Source organism: Hymenobacter volaticus, from assembly GCF_022921055.1.
GTDB classification, from domain to species: domain Bacteria; phylum Bacteroidota; class Bacteroidia; order Cytophagales; family Hymenobacteraceae; genus Hymenobacter; species Hymenobacter volaticus.
Window position 1 is genome coordinate 543,650 of sequence record NZ_CP095061.1, and the last position, 17,786, is coordinate 561,435.

Consider the following 17,786-nt stretch of genomic DNA (forward strand, 5'->3'; position numbering starts at 1 on the left):
GTAGCCGTTAGAAATATTTGCTCGGAATAGGTAGCAAGTGAGAGCATCAAAAAAGCCCCATCTGATTTGCAGATGAGGCTTTTGAGACTCTTTGGTTCAGAGTTTCTATTTGCTCGGTAATAAGAAGCCAACAGAAGCTTGGAATACTGAGTTGCGTGCGTTGCGGGTTTCGGCATCCTGATAGCCATCCTTCCCGAAGTCGGTGAAGGAGCCGTTGTAACGCAAGCCTAGCATCAAACCGCCTTCCGACTGATAACCCAACCCGGCGGCATAACCGATTTCGTTGCGGTTCACATTATCGAGATTAGAAGTGTTAGAATTCTGAGCTAGTACAGTACCGTTTTGCGTCACTTTCGTGTCGTCTTTCACTTTCAATAAGTAGCTGTACTGCGGTCCGGCTTCGAAGTAGACACTGCCTGCCTTAATTTTCAGCAGCACCGGTACATCAATATAGTTGTACGTACGGTCGCCGTCATATTTGAATTTGTTGCCGCCAATCGTGTATTCGTCGTCAGCGTAAGTAAATCCTTTCTGGGAGAACAAAACTTCCGGCTGAACTGATAGAAAACCGTCGTCGAGTAAGCCTATATTGAGCATTAGGCCGCCGTGGAAGCCGAACTTGTTCTGATAACGATCTTCGTTGGTAAGATCACCGGAAAGATTGGAAAGGTTGGCGCCGCCCTTAACGCCAATACGGACACCCTGTGCGTGTGCAGAAGGAGCCGCCGCCACAGCAGCTAAAAAAGTAGCGAAGATGGCAATCTGTTTTTTCATGGAAATATGAAATGAAGTGGACAAGAACCCTTGGCCTGTAAAACAGATACTCATACGTAACCAGTGAATTTTCGGCCAGCTAAGCTGAAGAGTAATGTTGCAACAAAAAGGCCGGTTGCCTCTGTGAAAGAGACAACCGGCCTTCTAGTAGAAACAAAATCAATTACTTGGTAGGAATCAAATAACCAAGCTGAAGAGTAAAGGCATTGTTGAATACCTTGATGTCATTCTTAGTGTCTTTTGTGTCAATGAGCGAGTTGAAGCCACGAGCGTAACGCAAGCCCAGGCTGATGCCACCTTCTGTCATATATCCAACCCCGGCTACACCACTGATATCAAATTGAGCAAGATCTGATTTGTCGGCATCCTTTTTAGAGATTCCAGTGTAATCTAAAAAGTCTGTCTCTTCATTAGTTTTATTCTTGGTGTTGTCAGCGTACTTAGTTGTAGTCTGGGTTTTGTTTTTTGAGCCGAATAGATAGCTTACCTGTGGCCCTAGTTCGAAAAACAATCCTCCAGCATTGATTTTAGCTAGCAATGGTACGTCAATGTAATGTAGTACGCGCTTTTGTTCCTGCTCAACTTTAATTGCGCCAGGATACGCTGCTAAAGTTGCTCCATCATTAGATTCGGTTTGAATCTCGTAGCCTTTGCGATTGTAAAGCAATTCAGGTGCAAAAGAGAAGAAACCATCACTGCTAAGTGGTATAGAGAAACTCAATCCAGCATTATAGCCCAGCTTGTAGTCACCAAGTTTGGTGCTGTAGCCAGCACCAGTGAGTTGACTCACGTCATCACCGGAAACATTAGAATAAGTACCACCAACTTTCATGCCGAGGCGGAAGCCACCCGCGTCTTGAGCTTGAGCAATAGAGACAGAAGTAACCGCTGCCACGGTAAGTAAGAGAAACTTTTTCATAAAAAAATTAGGGTGAGGTGGCAAACACAATTCAGCAGCACGAACCTGAGCCAGAAGGCCCCGGTGGGCCGCGTCAAGCAGTCATACCGCAAAACCTCCTTGTTATGTTACATATAATTGAAAAAATAATCTTATGTTGAGCTACGTCGCAGACTGTTAGAGCAATGCGTATTTTTGTGCTCTTCTATATTGTCATGATGCGGGGTACGGGGCTTTTTAGATTTATACTTGTTGTTATAGCTTATCTGCTTGTATTCCCGAGTTGGGCGCAGGGGCCCATAGCAAAAGTGCCCGCCGGACCGCTCATCATAGGCGCTTATGCGCAAGGCAGTTTTATTGTCGCCCACACCCCGGCAGTTAAACATTTAGCAGTATCACACCCCGCTGGAGTGGAGTTAAATCTGCAACGGCAAACCAACGGCTCTGAGCCTTGGCACGCGTGGTACCGCTATCCGCGTATCGGATTGGCCTTGGTATATTATAATTATCACAACCCGGTGCTGGACCGGTCGTACGCCGCTACCACATATATCAGTAAGAGTCTGTTTCGAACGCCTCGGCAAGAGCTGAACTTTCGGCTGGGCACAGGAGTGGCCTATTTTACCAATCCTTTCGACCTCGAAACCAACCATAAAAATTCCATTGTTAGCTCCCGGTTAAATGCCACCATGCAGATGCGGTTTGAGTACGATGTATCTGTAGCTGAGCACACGGGGTTGTTGGTCGGGCTGGGGCTAAACCATTATTCTAACGGAGCTACCACTAAGCCGAACTTCGGCATCAACCTGCCCACAGTGTATTTGGGGATAAACTATCATCAGCAGCGCCCCTTTGTGCCTACGGTACCCGCTTCTGAAGATATGCCCACAGATATTGGCCAAGACTTTTTTAACCTAAGCACCAGCATTGGTTTCAAGCAGCGTAGTCCGGTTGATCGGCAGAAATACTTAGTGCAATCTGTATCGGTGTTAGGCGGACGGCGCGTAAGCCGTAAAAGCAATGTGCTGGTTGGGCTGGAGGGCTTCTACGATCGTAGCCTCATCTCACAACTCCGAGACACTGCCCGTACCACCGATAGGCTACCTGACGTGAAAAAAGCTAGCGTTGTGCTAGGGCACGAGCTGCTGTTTGGCCGACTGGCGCTTGTTACCCACCTGGGTTTCTATTTCTATAACCCCTATAAGTCCAATGTCTTTTATTACGAGCGGTTAGGACTGAAATACCATTTTACCAGCCGAGTTTTTGGCGCCATCGATTTGAAGGTTCACCGCGGTGCCGCCGACGTATTGGAGTTTAAAGCTGGTATGAAATTCAACCACTAAGTAGCTGGTCTTGAAGCGCGTTTAGTTAACCAAGTTTTGATTGATGAGCTTCACCAAGCCCGGGCCTTCATAAATAAATCCGCTATACAACGGTACTAACGACGCGCTAGCTGCCAGCTTTTCGCGCGCATCCTCAAGCGCGTGAATGCCGCCCACGCCGGTAATAGGCAGTTCGCCCTTGGAGTGCTGGTAGAAGATTACCTCCGTAGCCCGTCGGCGCAAAGGGTAGCCACTAAGGTCGCCACTTGGTTTGCATCAGTGCACAGCCCTGTTCTGCAGTAGCGCGGCTGTACTAGGCAGTCGGTGAGCCCGCTTGAGGTTGTCGAACATTAAATGGTGGGCCTGCTCGGCGCTAAGCTGAAAGAACAAGGGGTTGAGAAAGGCTTTATATATGACGGACCACGAAATGTCCGAAGTACAAAACTCTTACTCATTTGGTATTGAAGCACAACGGAAATAGCTATGTGATAATGTAAAAAACTTGCTTAGGTAGATGATTGATATTGAGAAGCATCGGTCATCGAACAATGGTTTGCTTGTCCTGATAAGTTGGCGATGTTTGGAGATTACAAAGTGGTTACGTACTTTTGCCATCCCATCCAGAAAATAGATGTCTGGTATGTGGAAACCGATTCTGTAGCTCAGCTGGTAGAGCAATACACTTTTAATGTATGGGTCCTGGGTTCGAATCCCAGCGGGATCACCAAAAACCTCGTTTGCAGATTGCAAACGAGGTTTTTTTGTTAGTGGGACCGCAAGTGGGACCGTGCTTAGTTTGCGTAAGCGGTTAGTATTAGAGGAGTAGGGGCAAGTTTGGGTAGGTATAGTAAACCTAAGCTTGCAAGTTGGTGTAAAGGCCATTCGAGGTCTTTTGTATCTCACTTCTGATGCTATTCTACCTCATCCTCCTTTACAAATGCCCAATCATCGCATCCACCCGTTTCTGCACATCGACCGTTCTTTCTCTATCTACGAACACATCGGTCGTAAGCAGGCTATTCGCGAAGGAGACCCTATTCCGGCCACGGGAGATTACGTGACTCTACCTCTGGACATCCGCCCAAAGGATAACGTGACCATTGCCAGGAAGATTCAAGTGAACGATGCAGGTAAGCACATTCCAGTCACAGAGGAAAGTGTGTATGACCAAGAGTTTCTGCAACGCTTTTTCAATCCTGCCTATACAGTGGATGATCGGATTGCGCTGTTGGCAGAGCACTTCGGCCGCTACACCCGTAGGAAAACACCTGAATCTTTTCTGGATTACTTGGAAGCACGTATTGTCGCCCATGCCCGAGTCTTGTTGGGCGGGAAAGTTGATATGGAAGCGCTCTGGCAGGGAGAGGATGGACGGTTATTGCTCGATTGGATTCGACAACAGAGAGGCTATGTGCAAAACCCGATAGCCGCGCGCCGAGGAAAAAGTAAAACGCAACTCCTTGATACAAAGACACAGCTCGCGGTGATATACTACATGCACCTTGGTAAGATGTGGACAATAAGCTTGAAGTATAGCAACGAATTAGTGCATCTCCTGGCTGGCATACTGACGCGCACCCCGAATAGCATTGCCCCCTTGGTTCACTATTTGACCGAACCGCCAAGTCAGGAAAATAATCGCGTGCTGAACGAAAAGTACATGACCCAAGCCAAGCAGTTCTTCTTGCATTCGGAGCAGTCGGAATTGGCTCAATTAGTTGAGAAGGATCTTATGCACTTAAAATGAGCTTGTTATAGGTAATTCAAGGAACGGATAGTAAACTATTCGAAAAATGCCCCAAATAACTACCTCCGGTCGTGGTAAGGAATGGGGAACGTTGCAGCAGCTTCCTGCAGGAGTTGCTTTAACCTTCTTCTTTCCTTCTCATGAAAATCGTAACCCTAACCCTGGATCAATTCCAGGAAGAACTTGATGTTCGTTTTTCGCAGATGCTGCAAGCGCTGCGCCATACGTTGCCTCCCACCACAGAGGCTGAATATCTTACCACTAAACAGGCACTGGACTTTATCCATCTCTCCAAGCCTACCCTGAACAAACTGCGGCGGGAGGGGCGTATCACGGCCTACAATTCATCGGACAAGCGGGTGCTATACAAGCGCAGCCAGCTGGCCGCATATCTAGAGGCGGCCCAGCAGAAAGGAGGGAAGGCCATATGCTAGTCCGGCTGACAACTCTTCGAATGATGGCCTTCCAACTGTTGAAACTAGTAGATGAGTGGGCAGGCGAAACACCTACCACTCCTCGTTCTGCTCGCTCCCTGCAGCAGTTGCAGGTGCTGCGCGAAGACGTACACTCCATCGCTCTGCTAGTTGAACAGCTCCTATCCCTCGTACCCGACAGTGCTCAGGAAGCCGCCCAGCAGCAGGCTGGTTTCTGGCTAATAGTCGAAAATTATCTGGTTGAACTGCTCCAGCGAGGCGTGAAACTGGATGGGGTCATCCTGTGCCTGCACCAAGAGGGAATCCACAAGAGGGACTTTTCTAAGTATGGCCTGTTGGGTTTTGAGGTACCCTTAGACGATCTGCTGTAATGAAGCAGATACCAACTACCTCCGTATCATCCCCGGTCAACCTAGTGGAAGGCGATGAGAAGTTGAGGGCGGTGGAAGTAAATGTGAATGCGCGCCACCAGATGCGCTTTAACCTGGTCAAGGAATCGGTGGAGTGGCGCCCGGCGGGCAGCACTGCTCCCTTCCAACTGCTGGACGATTACCGTCTTAACAGTATTAGCCGGGAACTGACCCACCTGCACAGTCCGATGGCCCCCGACCGGCTCTACCGACTCCTGTCCTCCGACTTTACGCCTCGGGTAGACCCCTTGCGGGAATATTTTGAGGGTTTAGGCACAGCCCCGGCCACCAATGCTATTGCCGAGCTCGCGGCTACTGTTACTGTAGCCGATACTAGCATATTTGAGCTGTTCCTAATTAAGTGGCTGGTGGCGACTGTGGCCAATGTCCTGACGCCCACCGGGTGCCAGAACCATACCTGCCTAGTGCTTACTGGGGGCAGGGCCAATACAAGACCACGTGGCTGGAATTACTATGCCCGCCGGCTCTAGCCAAGCAGTATCTGTTCACTGGCAAAATCCACGTAGAAAGTAAGGACACGCAACTGTTGCTGTCGGAATACCTGTTTCTCAACATTGATGACCAGCTCCGGACGCTCAACAAGCAGGATGAGAACTCGCTTAAGACACTCATTACTCAGCCCTCCGTGAAGGTACGTCGGCCTTACGCCCGACTGATTGCGGAGTTGCCCCGTCGTGCTTCGTTTATGGGGAGTGTGAACGGGACCGACTTTCTAACCGATCCCACCGGCTCGCGGCGCTTTCTGCCTTTTGAGGTAGAAGCCATAGATATTGCTGCAGCTCGACAGGTAGACATCAATGCTGTCTGGCGCGAAGCCTACCAGCTCTGGAAAGCTGATTTTCAGTACTGGTTCGGCGAAGATGAACTAGAGGCGGTACATGAGCGCAACCGGCAGTTCCAGCACGACACACCCGAATACGATTTGGTTGTGGCGCACTTCATACCCGGTGACACTTTCATGACCCTGGCGCAGATCAAGAACCATCTGCAAGTCCACACGACCTGCCGCAATCTGCGCGACAAGCCCTTAGGGGAAGCGTTAAAGCGGCTTGGAATCGAGCGCAAACTTCGGCGCGTTGCGGGGACAAGCGAGTAGGGGGTATAATGTGCAAGTACTGCTAAAACCCGAATGGGAGGGACCGACGCTTAATCGACCCACTCCTTACTAAAGGTGACAACTTCTTCTAGTGCCACCCATGCCACAGCATGTATTGGACCCATTAAGACCAATTTGGTCTGTGATCCAGCATGCGCTGTCACGTGACCAGCAGGGCCGCAGAAAAGGGGTAAACGATACCAATACGGCCTGGCATGGCTGGCACGAGAAGAATGGCGCATCTTCTGCAAAAGCGCTACGCAGTGTTTGTTTTTTCACCATATAAATCTCAGTACCCATGTATATGCTTGATAAACAGTGCCCCATCTGTGGTACTTACTTTGTTGGACGGAGCGATAAGCAATTTTGTAGTGGTCGGTGCCGCGTAAGTGCGCACCGGCAGGGCTACTTGTCGGAAGAAGAACACGAAGAGGAGCAGGATGATGGCCGCTTGCTGCCAGCTCCCGAACCTGCCTGGGAACCGGATTTACCCTGGCTGCAACCAATAATCCGTTCAGATAACCAAGGTAGTATAGCTGACCCGGCTTCAGCAGGCAAACAAGCCGACATAACTGCACTGATTCGAGCTGCCATTACACGTTCTAATGAACAAGACACCGCGGCCGAATTAGCCCGTCAGCAGCAGGCTGATGCAGCGTTAGCACGGGAGATCCATGAGGTATATGTGAAGGCTATTGAACCCTTCTTGCACTGTGAGGGCCAGCGTCTGGATAGCAATATGTTACAGGCAATTGCCGATTGCTTGATTGATGCGCGGGAAGACTACAAAGACCATCCCTACTTGAGCCAGCCAGACCATGTGGCTCGACTCCGGCTAAATGATTTGTGGGATGCGTTGCTTATCGTTCAGGAAGCGCAACAGGAGGCAAAAGCCAGTTGGCTGTCTGGCCGGACCGCGCACTATGATCTGAAAGGCAAGTGGCGTAAGCAACTGCGGGAACGCCTTCTCACCTAGCAACCGTGGAGGTGTTACTGAAACGACTAGGGTAACGGCTCAGTAACACCTTCACAGCCATGGTAACACGTGTGTAACGCGTCTATATAGCTCTCTGTTCTTCAAGCTTTGTTTGAGATAGCTACGAAACTGTCTCAGTACGAACAGGAGCAGGGATAAATAGATGCTATCCCTTTTGACTAGCGTTCCTATTCGCTTAACGATGCCTGTAATTGTTTGCGATAGCGTTTGACGCTTGAGAGACTAATGCCCGTCAGTTTCACGGTTTCGGCTACAGACAAGCCTTTTTCTAGTGCTTTCTTCACCTTAGCCAAGTTATCGGCATCGACTCCCTTGGGCCGACCGATGTGCTTGCCCTGCGCAGCGGCTAATTGCTGTCCTGCTCTAGTTTTCTCCAAAATGCTCTCGCGGTCATATTCAGCCAACGAGGCGAAGATGGAAAGCATGAACTTGCCCGCCGGTGTGGTTGTATCAATGCCTAGGTCAAGCGCCTTGAAGTGGATGCCGCGCTGGTGAAAGGAATTAACCAAGTGAATGACATGGTCGCGACTACGGCCTAGACGGAAGAAGCGCGCTACTAACACCGTATCGCCTTCCCGTAGCAAGCTCAACATCTCATCCAATGCAGGCCTCTGCAAGCTCATACCAGTGATCTTATCCTGGAAGATTTGATCACATCCTGCCTTCGTTAGAATATCGAGTTGCGTATCTAGATTCTGGTCGACAGTCGAGACACGGGCATAGCCAAAGGTTTTATTCATAGGTCAGAAAGCTAGGGTCATAAAGATAACCCCTAATTTCTTTCTGGACCTACTTTCTGGTCCTTGATTTTGAATATAATGTTGGACTGAGAGTAGGGGAAGGGTGTAGGCTCAAAAAGCTATGACATATTGAGGCATCACGCCGGCTGGCTTTCCCTAGTTCGTCTGGTCATCGGCGGCCTACTAAGACAGCAGGCTCAGGGCCGGTCCCTGGGCAAGGCCGGGCGGCAGAAACGGGCTTGTCCCCCTCGCTTACGGCTACACGTCGGAGAAACGGTGCTCTACCCTAGGGAGCCACCACCCGAGGGTTACTAACGACCCAAGATCCGACCGGTGGTGACACAGAATCAGGCGCTGCGCAGATGATCGGTGTCCGTATTAGCATAGTGCCGCTGATGATAGGGCGCTAAATTGTTCGTGTAGCGCAGCCTCAGCAGATACAGCCCCTGGCGATGATGCCAGGCTAGCTCGGCCCCCACCACCGTGGCCACCAGCATCCGCGAGCTGGTAAAGGCATTGGCCGTATAAACTTTTGAGGCCTCAAACCGCATAGTCTTGGCAAGGACGTTGAGGGCCAGGCCCCTTCCAGGTGCAGCATGAAGGGACCAACCCCGAAGGCTTGCAGGTTGAGCAGGGCGGGAATCTGCATGTGGTCCATCGTGTAATCCGTATCGCTAGCGCCTAAACCCGGGCACGCAGGTCGCCGTGAACTGGCCACCCTGGCGCACATACTTCAGTTCCGTCTGGAAAGACAGGGGCTTGAGCAGGCGCTGGCGATACACAACGTCGGCGGTAAACCAGTGCGCCGCTTCGCCTCCTGCACCGTGATCGGGCCCGTAGCGGCCGGGTAGGTGAAGGGGCTCGTCCTATGCCCCACCTCACTGCCCCGCCTCTGATACTGACTGTAGCCTGCCTGTAACACGACGTATCGGCTCAACGCAACCGGCATAGGGAAATAGGGAGAGCTTGTAGGGCTACTCGTTTAGCCGTAGCTACGAAAGGTGCTGGCAAAGAGCCTGTCTTCCTTTCTGTTAACACGGGTAAGCAGTTAATAACGCAACTCACTGCTGTATTATATTTTAACTAATAATATACATATATTAGGTTAGGTGTAATATCAATTGGCTTCGAAATGCCTCACGCTTTTACCAATGGCATAAGTTTTCTGCGGAGATGTGGTCATCTGTATTTCGCGGCGTTGGTCAGCCAATGCTTGGCATTGGGGCGCTACTGCTGCCGGTTTACCTGTTGGCCCAAACCCCCAAACCCGTTCCGCAAGACTGGCAGGTACGCGGTACGCTGGCCGCCCTCAATGATTCCATTCCTAGAGTGCAATCAATAGCCATCGATCAGTTAGTCGAGTGGGAAAAAGATTTTATCCTAGTCAACAAGACTTCGTTATTGATTTCCTGGATTCAGTCTAAGGACTATTACTTGCAAAAAACAGGGGTTGAAGCTTTGGGCAGGCAACCCAATCTGCCCCAAGCGGTGCTTCAACGCCTAGTTGTTTTGCTGGAAAGCGAGGATCGTTCTGTTCAATACGCAGCGGTTAAAGTTTTGAGCGGGCAACCCAACCTGCCCCAAGCGGTACTTCAACGCCTAGTTGCCCTGCTGGAGAGACAAGGTCTTGCTGTTCAGATGAGAGCAATTGAAGCATTGAGCGGGCAACCCAACCTGTCCCAAGCGGTAATTCAACGCCTAGTTGCCTTGCTGGAAAGCGAGGATCGTTCTGTTCAATACGCAGCAATTGAAGCATTGAGCAGGCAACCCAACCTGTCCCAAGCAGTAATTCAACGTCTGGATGCCTTGCTGGAAAGCGAGGATCGTTCTCTTCGATTCACAGCGCTTGAAGCTTTGGGCGGGCAACCCAACCTGCCCCAAGCGGTAATTCAACACCTAGTTGCCTTGCTGGAAAGCGAGGATTTTTCTTTTCGAGAGGAGGTGGGTAAAGCTTTGGGCGGGCAACCCAACCTGCCCCAAGCGGTGCTTCAACGGCTGGATGCCTTGCTGGAAAGCGAGGATCGTTCTGATCAATATGCAGCAATTGAAGCATTGAGCAGGCAACCCAACCTGCCCCAAGCAGTAATTCAACACCTAGTTGCCTTGCTGGAAAGCGAGGATAGTCATGTTCAATACGCAGCGGCTAAAGTTTTGGGCTGGAAACCCAACCTGTCCCAAGCGGTAATTCAACGCTTAGTTGCTCTGCTGGAAAGCGAGGATATCCTTGTTCCATTCGCGGCAGTTGAAGCTTTGGGCAGGCAGCCCAACCTGCCCCAAGCGGTGCTTCAACGGCTAGCTGCCCTGCTGGAAAGTGAGAATATTTCTATTCAGTTGGAAGCAATTGTGGCTTTGGGCAGGCAACCCAACCTGCCCCAAGCGGTGCTTCAACGCTTAGTTGCCTTGCTAGAAAGCGAGGATAGTCTTGTTCGATTGAGAGCGGCTGGTGCCCTGGGCAGGCAACCCAACCTGCCCCAAGCGGTGCTTCAACGCTTAGTTGCTCTGCTGGAAAGTGAGGATATTTCTGTTCGAGAGGTTGCAGCTACAACTTTACGGCAACAAAAACTACCCGTTCAAATCATATCCTGTCATTTATTCAACATTTACGGTGATTCTAAGGTCGTCGATCTAGCACGTTTCAGAGCGCATTATTCGGGTGGAGGCGATGCGGAAGTGGAAACCCTGCTCCGGTGGATTGGCAAACCAGGAAAAAATTGGCCGCTACCTAAGCAACTCAGCGCTCAACAGCGAAAAACAACGCTGGAAGTCTTTGCCAAAGCGTGGCTAGTGACTGCGCCCCACCCCGATATGCGAGAGGAGTTGGCTTCCCAAATAGAGTTAGTCACTAAATACCTTGATCCGAGCGATGGGGCAGCTTTGCTGGACATTCTGGAAACTCATCAGAAAAATCTTCGGCTTGCCAAGTCGGAGCACCTAGATACGGTAGCGAATAAAATCGATGAAATCCGCAAGCAGGATAAACTGAGAGAATGGCTGAAAAACGGGTTGCTGGTACTGCTGGTTCACCTGGCATTCTGGGTTAGCCTGATTTACGCATACCCAAGAACACTTGGGTTCAGTCACTTTTTTTCTGGAATCCGTGGGTGCGCAAAATTGGCGGTTGGGGGTACGTGCAACCAGCCCTCACCAGCATCCCGTTCCTGCGGCGCAAGCTGTTTGAGCCCAAGACCATCCGCGATTCCTTGTTGGCGGAGGCCCGGCTCGATTCTTTTCAGGAAGAGGGCTACTTCATCGAATCGGAAGTTCGGCCAAAAAATTCGGCTGAGACTCGCCCGTTGCTTGCCGCTTTGTCGGTCCCGCGGGGACAAGTAGTGTTGCGGGGAGAGTCGGGCCTGGGAAAGACAATGTTCTTGCGCTACCTGGCCAAACGGAGTAAGAACACTACCGTGTTTCTGGCCGCCGCTCAATGCGCCGAGGGCGTAGTGGAAGCCATTCAGCGCAAACTGTTTGGCTTGGCGGAGGACGCGGATTTTCTGCGCAGCCTGCTCCATAACCGGGCAATGGATGTGTACATTGACGGCATCAACGAAGTGGGGCCGGAAACGCGGGTGAAAATTACCAATTTCATTACCCTGTTTTCCCGCACTAACTGCATCCTGACCACGCAACCCATCGAATGGACGGTACCGCAGGAAGCCCAGGAATTTGACCTGCAGCCGCTCAAACCAGAAAACATCCACGCGTTGCTGATCAAGCGCTACGCCGTCTTAGCTGCCGACGATTCGGATGCGCGGCGGGCGGAATACGAAAAGCAGTGCCAGCAATTCGTGGAAGAATCGCTGCGAACGACCTTGCCGGAAGACGAACGGAGTGGCAACGCTAAGGTCCTGTCCAATCCCATGGATCTGACCATTGTGGCGCAGCTGTTGTTTAACCGCGAAAAACCCAACCTATTGGGCTTGCAGCAGGAGTATTACGCATTAATGGAAAGGGATTACCGGCAAACGCATCCGCACAAGCCGGCGGGCTTTCCGCTGGCATCTTTCTCACAATGCGTTTATCAGATGCGGTTGACCGATCAATTGAACCTGCCATTCGATGAATTCCACGACGAGGCCCAGTGCATGGCCAGACATAAAATGGTGTTTAGTCGCACCTACGAAATCAACGGGGAAGAAAAGGAAGAATGGTATTTTCGGCACGATAAGATTCGGGAGTTCTTCATTGTGCAAACCTTTCTGGCCAACCAGGAACGGCAGACCCAACACCTACACGACCCCCGGTTCCGGGGCGTGTACTTTTTGTTGGCCACGCTGCTCCGCCCCGAAGATGCCGGACGCCTTAGAGAAGAAATTATCCGGTACGCCGTAAACACCAACGACCACTCGGTGAGCGATGAATTCATTCGCCTGCTCTGGACGCGCAAAGATTTGGTTCCTCAGGCACTTGACAACGCGCAGGAGAAGAATGCCCCGCCAGCTTCCAGCAAAGACTAGCGCCTTCGCCGGAAGCTGGCGGTACACGAATGAGTCCCGTGTGAGATTGCCAGCTGGGTGGAGAAATCTGGTTTTCGAGGTCAAGAGCCTTGGGAACCCCGACGAGGCCCGGGGCAACCGGTTCCACTGCTTGCACTGCGGCCACGAGTTCAAGTATGGGCTTTTCGTGAAACCAAGTAAGTAGCATAATTACAGCGGTTTCCAGGTTCGTGTACATGGCGCACCCGGTCCCACCGCCCTAATAAGGGATGTTTGCATTTGAGAAACATAATTTCCTTTGTAGAAAGCTTAATCTATTCCATCGCGAATACACCACTTTATGGCTTTGCTGTTACGCAATTTATTAATCAGACGATAGAGAAGTATGTTAATGGCCATCCAATCTAGCCAGCTCTTTCATACAACAAGATCAGGTGTTCGGAAAAGAGTTCTTTTTCGAACACTTTTTGCACCCATGCTAACACCCCCAAAAACGCTGGTTTTTGGGGGTGTTTTTCAATAGGTAATTCGAACACCTATATTCGACCTTCGTATTTGTAGTTTATAAAATGACAGTTGATCAAGACACACTGGAGCGCCTTAAACACCTCGCTACTTCAGCCGCTACTGATGGTAGACCAACAGAAGAGGATGAAAAAGAATTTGTCAGTATTCGAAAAGCGCTTTTAGCGAGAGTAGAATTCCAAGACAAATTACCAGCGTTTGTTCGTAATTGTACCAATCTGAAGGAAGTCCGCAGTGACATACAGACATTGGGCAATTATGCTACCAGGAGAGAGCACATTCGTAGTGCAATTGGGCTGCTTCTAGGTGCCGAGGCTGTAAAGCCTGACCCATTTCAGCAAGTTTTAGCAGTTACAGACCTGTCAAAACTAGTTATTCTCCCGCTAGACATTCAGGAGAAGGGCAAGCAGGGCGCAGATTGCTTTGTTTATCTTTTTTGTATAGAAAATTCGATAAGAGAATTTATGATTCATGTAGGGATGACAGAAACAGTTAACGTTCCTAAGGGCGTACAGAGAAAAATAGATGATCGTAAAAGCTCCGAGACTATTCGTAAGTATTTGCCAGTTAGAGGATCATCGGATGTCTATTACTGTGACTTTATAGAATTAGCTGACATAGTACGAGCAAATTGGAGTGTGTTTACAAGGTACTTTCCAGGTAGAGACGAACATTGGTTTACCAATATGATGAAGCAACTCTACGAAGTGCGGTTACTTATTGGTCATAATAGTGCAGTAGGGGCAAGTGAGCTACAATTTTTAGATGTTTTTTATAAGATAATAATGACTTCTCTAAAAGTATGATTGAATGCGAGTAGCACTTTATGCCCGTATGTCGACGGCCGACAAGGATCAGGATCCGGAAAACCAGTTGATCATCCTGCGGCGGGAAGCCGAGCGGGCGGGCGATGTGGTGTATAAAGAATACCTTGATAAGGACTCGGGCCGCAAGAGTAGTCGGAAAGCTTTTCAGATGATGCTAGCCGACGCCAGCAAGCGCCGATTTGACCTCGTACGCGTGTGGGACTTAAGCCGCTTTAGCAGAGAAGGGATTGAGAAGGTATTCGAGCACACGTCGTTACTGGAGCAGTGCGGTGTGAGCTTCTGGAGCTACTCGGAACCCATGCTAAATACCGCCGGGCCAATGAAGGATTTTATGAAAGCCGTGCTCAGCTGGGCTGCCGGCTATTACAGCGAGCGGCTAAGTGAAAATGTGAAGAACGGCTTGGCCCGGAAGAAGAGTCAGGCAGCCGCGAAAGGGGAGGAGTACGTGCACGGCCGCCGGGCACTGGCGCCGGAACTCGTGGCGGAAATACGCCGGCTGCAGGGCGAGGGTCTGAGCCTGCGCAAGATCAGTGCTGCTACGCGTGTGCCAGTAGGTACGCTGCACAAGTACCTAGTGAGGGAGATGGTTAAAACTGAATAAGCCTGATATAAAAGTCGTTAATTAAGGCTCCTATCCTGCCCCAAATCTGCCTCCATTTCATATAAATATGGGTATACAGTAACTAAACAACAAGTAGATGTTTCCGGGTGGGAACGTGATTTTTATTAAGCTACGACCGCCATTCTGACTTCATTCTGATCATCAAGCATACGAATGGCCTCGCACTTCATGTCGTCGTCCACGTGCACGTACTTCAGAGTAGTGCTGATCTTCCCATGATCCAGTAGCGTCTGAAGCACCTCAATCTTACCACCCCGCCTAATAAACTCAGTAGCGAATGTTTCGCGGCCAATGTGGTGGTGCAGATCCGTTTCAATTTCTAACTCTTTGGCTATAGCTTTCAGAGTGCGGTTAGAATACTGATCGGCATAGGAGTGAAAGCCTACGCAGCCTTCCTCCAAGCGCGAGTCCTCGAGATAGCTTATTGCTTCCTTGGTAAGAGGCAGCATCATCTCCTTTAATTTCTTGTCGTAGGTTTTCTGAATTTGGAAAGTGAGCTCTTATCCTTGGAGCTTGGCCGCGTGCAGGTTTTTCAAATCGCCTAGGCGGAGGCTGGAGCAGCAGCTGAAGAGGAAGCGTTGCAAGATGCGACGGCGGGCTGAGCCTACAGGCAGTTGTGTGTAGTACACCTTCAGCTTGTGCAGCTCGGCTGGTTTCAATGGTTTCCAATTACCCTCTACCGACTTGTTCTTAAAATGCACATAGGGGTCTTCGAAGCGAACTCGATCCTTGCGTGCTAGTGCTAGGTACGCTTTGATGTCCTTGTGCCGCCCCCAGCGCGTATTTATTCCCTTCAAGTGCTTGAGTAGGTAGGCGTGAAAGTCATCTACCAGTTTGGCGTTAATACTATAAAAGGGGATGCTTGTCCGAAATTTCCGCAGGCAGTTGAGTGTGCTGGTGTGGTTCTTCCGAGTAATGTCAGTAATGCCTTCCCGATGACCTTTGCCTTTGCGAAAGCGTTCTGAGATTTTCGCTTCCATATAAGCCACAAAGTCCTTTTTGCTCGCTTCGGTATTATAGTCCAGTAGGAAGGTCTCACTGGTAACGGGCTGCTCCGTCAGCCGGAGGTTGACAAACACGTCGTTGGCTTTGCTCCTAGCCTTACCAATAATCAGGTTGGTATCCTTCGCCTTCTCTTCCAGGTACTCGATGGTGCCACCAGCCCACGCAATGGCCGTACTCAGCACCTGCTCATAGCCTGGAAGGCGGCCCTTCTTAGGTTGAAAGGTTAAACACAGGCCTTTTTTCTCGTCAAATAGTTCGGGCCACCAAGCGATGCCGAGGCCCAGTGGGTGCGGCTTGCGGCGAATCACCACTTGAAGCAGGATTTGACAGGTGCCATCTTGGCGAGCGGGGCGACGAAGCTTGATAGCGGCTGAATAATGCATCAGTGAATTGTTGCTAAGCAGTTGCTAAGCGCCCATATGCCAAAAGCCGAAAAAGCGGCCTCTCCAATTGCTTGGAAAGGCCCCTTTTTCGGCTTTCAACGCTATTTGCGCTTACTAAGTACCCAGAGCCGGAGTCGAACCGCTACATTATGGGCTTCTCACCCCCACGCTTTTTCCATCTGCACCTTCTTCTGTGCATCAGCCACCTTGGCGTAGCGCATTAGCGTCTTGAGGTCTTTATGAGTGGTAAATTTCTGAAGTACTTCTATAGGCATCCCGCGTTCTAGGCTCTGAGTCACAAAGGTGCGCCGGCGTGTATGAGAGGATAGGAGGTCATGTGGGTCTAGCTCCTCCCCGTTAATGGCATAGTTAAGGCCCATTTATGTACAACCTGAGTTTTAACGAAGCTGCTGTCTATGAAAATAGTATTAAAAATTAGGAGTGTATTTATAAAATTATTAAATTAAACATCATGCAAGTGAAACAACAAGCTCCTTTCTAGCATACCTCAGTTAATGAACTGGCTATGTGCTATTGGCTTTGAAAAGTTTTACGTAAACGATTTTTTGAATTCGTAATCTCTTATGCTATCTAGTTTCTATTTCTTGCTATTATATATGTGGTTCCCTTCTATTATTTCTACAGAGGGAACACATTCTTTTTCTAGAACAATATTTATGAAGAATCATAAAACAGATTCTGATAGTCTTAATAAAGTTTTTACTACTTACGCTACTAACAAATTAAATAAAGCCAGAGCCGAATTGGGTTCAAATGAAGTTTATCTAAAGCAATATATTAAACAGGGGGTTGAGCAGCTAGATAAGGATAATGCCAGTGATAAAAAAGTTGAGGAAGCTAAAAAACATTTAGGGAGGTTTATTGATGAGCTCATTCTGCAAGGAGAGCCGACTCGTGGTAATGTAAAGATCCGCAAAGCCTCATTTGATAGGACAAAAAAGAAAATTTGTCCATTATATCCTTTTTGCTGATGAACGATATTTTGGATCCGCAATTACAATTGGCTTTCTCATATGCAAATGACTTAGCTAAGCAAATTATATCGTTAAGTACTGGGATCCTAGCACTAACGATAACGTTTAACAAAGATGTTTTTGCTTCTGGTTCAAGACGAGCAATTCGGTATATCATAGCAGCTTGGATTTTACTACTTATTTCTATTGTCTGTGGCATTTGGAGCTTGATGGCCTTAACAGGGACTTTAGCGCAGCCGTTAGAGGGCAATTATGTGAATCGCCCTCTTAGTATCGGTTTTAATGCTCGATTCCCTGCTGCGTTACAGATTTTATTTTTTTTATTTGGTATCGCTCTGATTATTATTCACGGAATTTTCTCGTTTGGGTCTCAATCTTCACAAGATCAAACTCCTAAGTAATTATAACTTGACATTTGCATCTGCTGCCAATTGTGCTATACCTTAATGTAGTAGCTATGGGTACTTGTATTCAAATTTTAGTAGCCTGCATAATTTGCATTTTAGTAACAGGGAAATGCAATGGCCAAACCGATAGCCTCGATTTCGGACCACCGG

General features: G+C 49.4%; 20 protein-coding genes, 1 tRNA gene and 1 pseudogene. 14 read left to right on the forward strand and 8 right to left on the reverse strand.

Annotated elements, in window-relative coordinates:
- Window positions 1–105 precede the first annotated feature (105 nt).
- Entirely contained in the window at window positions 106–774 is a 669-nt protein-coding gene (locus MUN86_RS02340) for a porin family protein (protein ID WP_245121241.1), read from the reverse strand.
- A 163-nt stretch (window positions 775–937) separates the two neighbouring features.
- Complete coding sequence (locus tag MUN86_RS02345) at window positions 938–1,693, reverse strand: porin family protein (protein WP_245121244.1); 756 nt, start codon at window positions 1,691–1,693, stop codon at window positions 938–940.
- 389 nt (window positions 1,694–2,082) lie between these two features.
- Between MUN86_RS02345 and MUN86_RS02350 the strand changes: the two genes are divergently transcribed.
- Window positions 2,083–3,015: an acyloxyacyl hydrolase gene (locus MUN86_RS02350; protein ID WP_245121247.1), complete on the forward strand. Its 933-nt coding sequence runs from the start codon at window positions 2,083–2,085 to the stop codon at window positions 3,013–3,015.
- Between the two features lie 21 nt (window positions 3,016–3,036).
- Here the strand turns inward: MUN86_RS02350 and MUN86_RS02355 are convergent.
- Window positions 3,037–3,249 (reverse strand): annotated as a pseudogene (locus tag MUN86_RS02355) (quinone-dependent dihydroorotate dehydrogenase); the annotation flags it as partial.
- 396 nt (window positions 3,250–3,645) lie between these two features.
- On the opposite strand from MUN86_RS02355, the gene MUN86_RS02360 reads away from it, so the two are divergent.
- The 7 genes from MUN86_RS02360 to MUN86_RS02390 all read left to right on the forward strand — a co-directional run bounded on the left by MUN86_RS02360 (window position 3,646) and on the right by MUN86_RS02390 (window position 7,678).
- A tRNA-Lys gene (locus tag MUN86_RS02360) sits at window positions 3,646–3,721 on the forward strand.
- A gap of 210 nt (window positions 3,722–3,931) precedes the next feature.
- The gene (locus MUN86_RS02365; protein ID WP_245121250.1) at window positions 3,932–4,741 is read left to right on the forward strand and encodes a hypothetical protein; all 810 of its coding nucleotides are present in this window, start codon (window positions 3,932–3,934) and stop codon (window positions 4,739–4,741) included.
- A 140-nt stretch (window positions 4,742–4,881) separates the two neighbouring features.
- Window positions 4,882–5,175 carry a helix-turn-helix domain-containing protein gene (locus tag MUN86_RS02370; RefSeq protein ID WP_245121253.1) on the forward strand — a complete coding sequence of 98 codons (294 nt, stop codon included), beginning with the start codon at window positions 4,882–4,884 and terminating at the stop codon, window positions 5,173–5,175.
- A gap of 20 nt (window positions 5,176–5,195) precedes the next feature.
- Complete coding sequence (locus tag MUN86_RS02375) at window positions 5,196–5,546, forward strand: hypothetical protein (RefSeq protein ID WP_245121256.1); 351 nt, start codon at window positions 5,196–5,198, stop codon at window positions 5,544–5,546.
- Complete coding sequence (locus MUN86_RS02380; protein ID WP_245121259.1) at window positions 5,546–6,076, forward strand: hypothetical protein; 531 nt, start codon at window positions 5,546–5,548, stop codon at window positions 6,074–6,076. The genes MUN86_RS02375 and MUN86_RS02380 overlap by 1 nt, the downstream gene beginning before the upstream one ends.
- Window positions 5,989–6,702: a VapE domain-containing protein gene (locus MUN86_RS02385; RefSeq protein ID WP_245121262.1), complete on the forward strand. Its 714-nt coding sequence runs from the start codon at window positions 5,989–5,991 to the stop codon at window positions 6,700–6,702. The genes MUN86_RS02380 and MUN86_RS02385 overlap by 88 nt, the downstream gene beginning before the upstream one ends.
- A 304-nt stretch (window positions 6,703–7,006) precedes the next feature.
- The gene (locus tag MUN86_RS02390; RefSeq protein ID WP_245121264.1) at window positions 7,007–7,678 is read left to right on the forward strand and encodes a hypothetical protein; all 672 of its coding nucleotides are present in this window, start codon (window positions 7,007–7,009) and stop codon (window positions 7,676–7,678) included.
- 188 nt (window positions 7,679–7,866) lie between these two features.
- Here the strand turns inward: MUN86_RS02390 and MUN86_RS02395 are convergent, their stop codons facing one another.
- Window positions 7,867–8,439: a recombinase family protein gene (locus tag MUN86_RS02395; protein ID WP_245121267.1), complete on the reverse strand. Its 573-nt coding sequence runs from the start codon at window positions 8,437–8,439 to the stop codon at window positions 7,867–7,869.
- A gap of 347 nt (window positions 8,440–8,786) precedes the next feature.
- Entirely contained in the window at window positions 8,787–8,990 is a 204-nt protein-coding gene (locus MUN86_RS02400) for a hypothetical protein (protein ID WP_245121270.1), read from the reverse strand.
- A 622-nt stretch (window positions 8,991–9,612) separates the two neighbouring features.
- On the opposite strand from MUN86_RS02400, the gene MUN86_RS02405 reads away from it, so the two are divergent.
- From MUN86_RS02405 to MUN86_RS02420, 4 genes are all read left to right on the forward strand, one after another.
- Window positions 9,613–11,769, forward strand: coding sequence for a HEAT repeat domain-containing protein (locus tag MUN86_RS02405; RefSeq protein WP_245121273.1), 2,157 nt, complete (start codon window positions 9,613–9,615; stop codon window positions 11,767–11,769).
- A gap of 32 nt (window positions 11,770–11,801) precedes the next feature.
- Window positions 11,802–12,893 (forward strand): NACHT domain-containing protein, encoded by a 1,092-nt coding sequence (locus MUN86_RS02410; protein WP_245121276.1) that lies wholly within the window; start codon window positions 11,802–11,804, stop codon window positions 12,891–12,893.
- Between the two features lie 548 nt (window positions 12,894–13,441).
- Complete coding sequence (locus MUN86_RS02415; protein ID WP_245121278.1) at window positions 13,442–14,203, forward strand: hypothetical protein; 762 nt, start codon at window positions 13,442–13,444, stop codon at window positions 14,201–14,203.
- A 4-nt stretch (window positions 14,204–14,207) separates the two neighbouring features.
- A complete protein-coding gene (locus MUN86_RS02420) occupies window positions 14,208–14,825 on the forward strand; it encodes a recombinase family protein (protein ID WP_245121280.1) in 618 nt (205 codons plus the stop codon).
- A 125-nt stretch (window positions 14,826–14,950) separates the two neighbouring features.
- On the opposite strand, the gene MUN86_RS02425 is transcribed toward MUN86_RS02420, so the two are convergent.
- The 3 genes from MUN86_RS02425 to MUN86_RS31040 form a co-directional block, all read right to left on the reverse strand.
- Entirely contained in the window at window positions 14,951–15,331 is a 381-nt protein-coding gene (locus tag MUN86_RS02425; RefSeq protein ID WP_280640634.1) for a tyrosine-type recombinase/integrase, read from the reverse strand.
- 15 nt (window positions 15,332–15,346) lie between these two features.
- Window positions 15,347–16,234, reverse strand: a complete 888-nt coding sequence (locus MUN86_RS02430; RefSeq protein WP_245121286.1) for a site-specific integrase — start codon at window positions 16,232–16,234, stop codon at window positions 15,347–15,349.
- A 158-nt stretch (window positions 16,235–16,392) separates the two neighbouring features.
- Entirely contained in the window at window positions 16,393–16,614 is a 222-nt protein-coding gene (locus MUN86_RS31040) for a tyrosine-type recombinase/integrase (protein ID WP_280640578.1), read from the reverse strand.
- Window positions 16,615–16,851: 237 nt separating this feature from the next.
- Here MUN86_RS31040 and MUN86_RS02440 point away from each other — a divergent pair, with 237 nt between their 5' ends.
- On the forward strand, window positions 16,852–17,226 hold the full coding sequence (locus MUN86_RS02440; protein ID WP_245121291.1) for a hypothetical protein: 375 nt from the start codon (window positions 16,852–16,854) through the stop codon (window positions 17,224–17,226).
- Window positions 17,226–17,630 (forward strand): hypothetical protein, encoded by a 405-nt coding sequence (locus tag MUN86_RS02445; protein ID WP_245121295.1) that lies wholly within the window; start codon window positions 17,226–17,228, stop codon window positions 17,628–17,630. The genes MUN86_RS02440 and MUN86_RS02445 overlap by 1 nt, the downstream gene beginning before the upstream one ends.
- Window positions 17,631–17,786 lie beyond the last annotated feature (156 nt).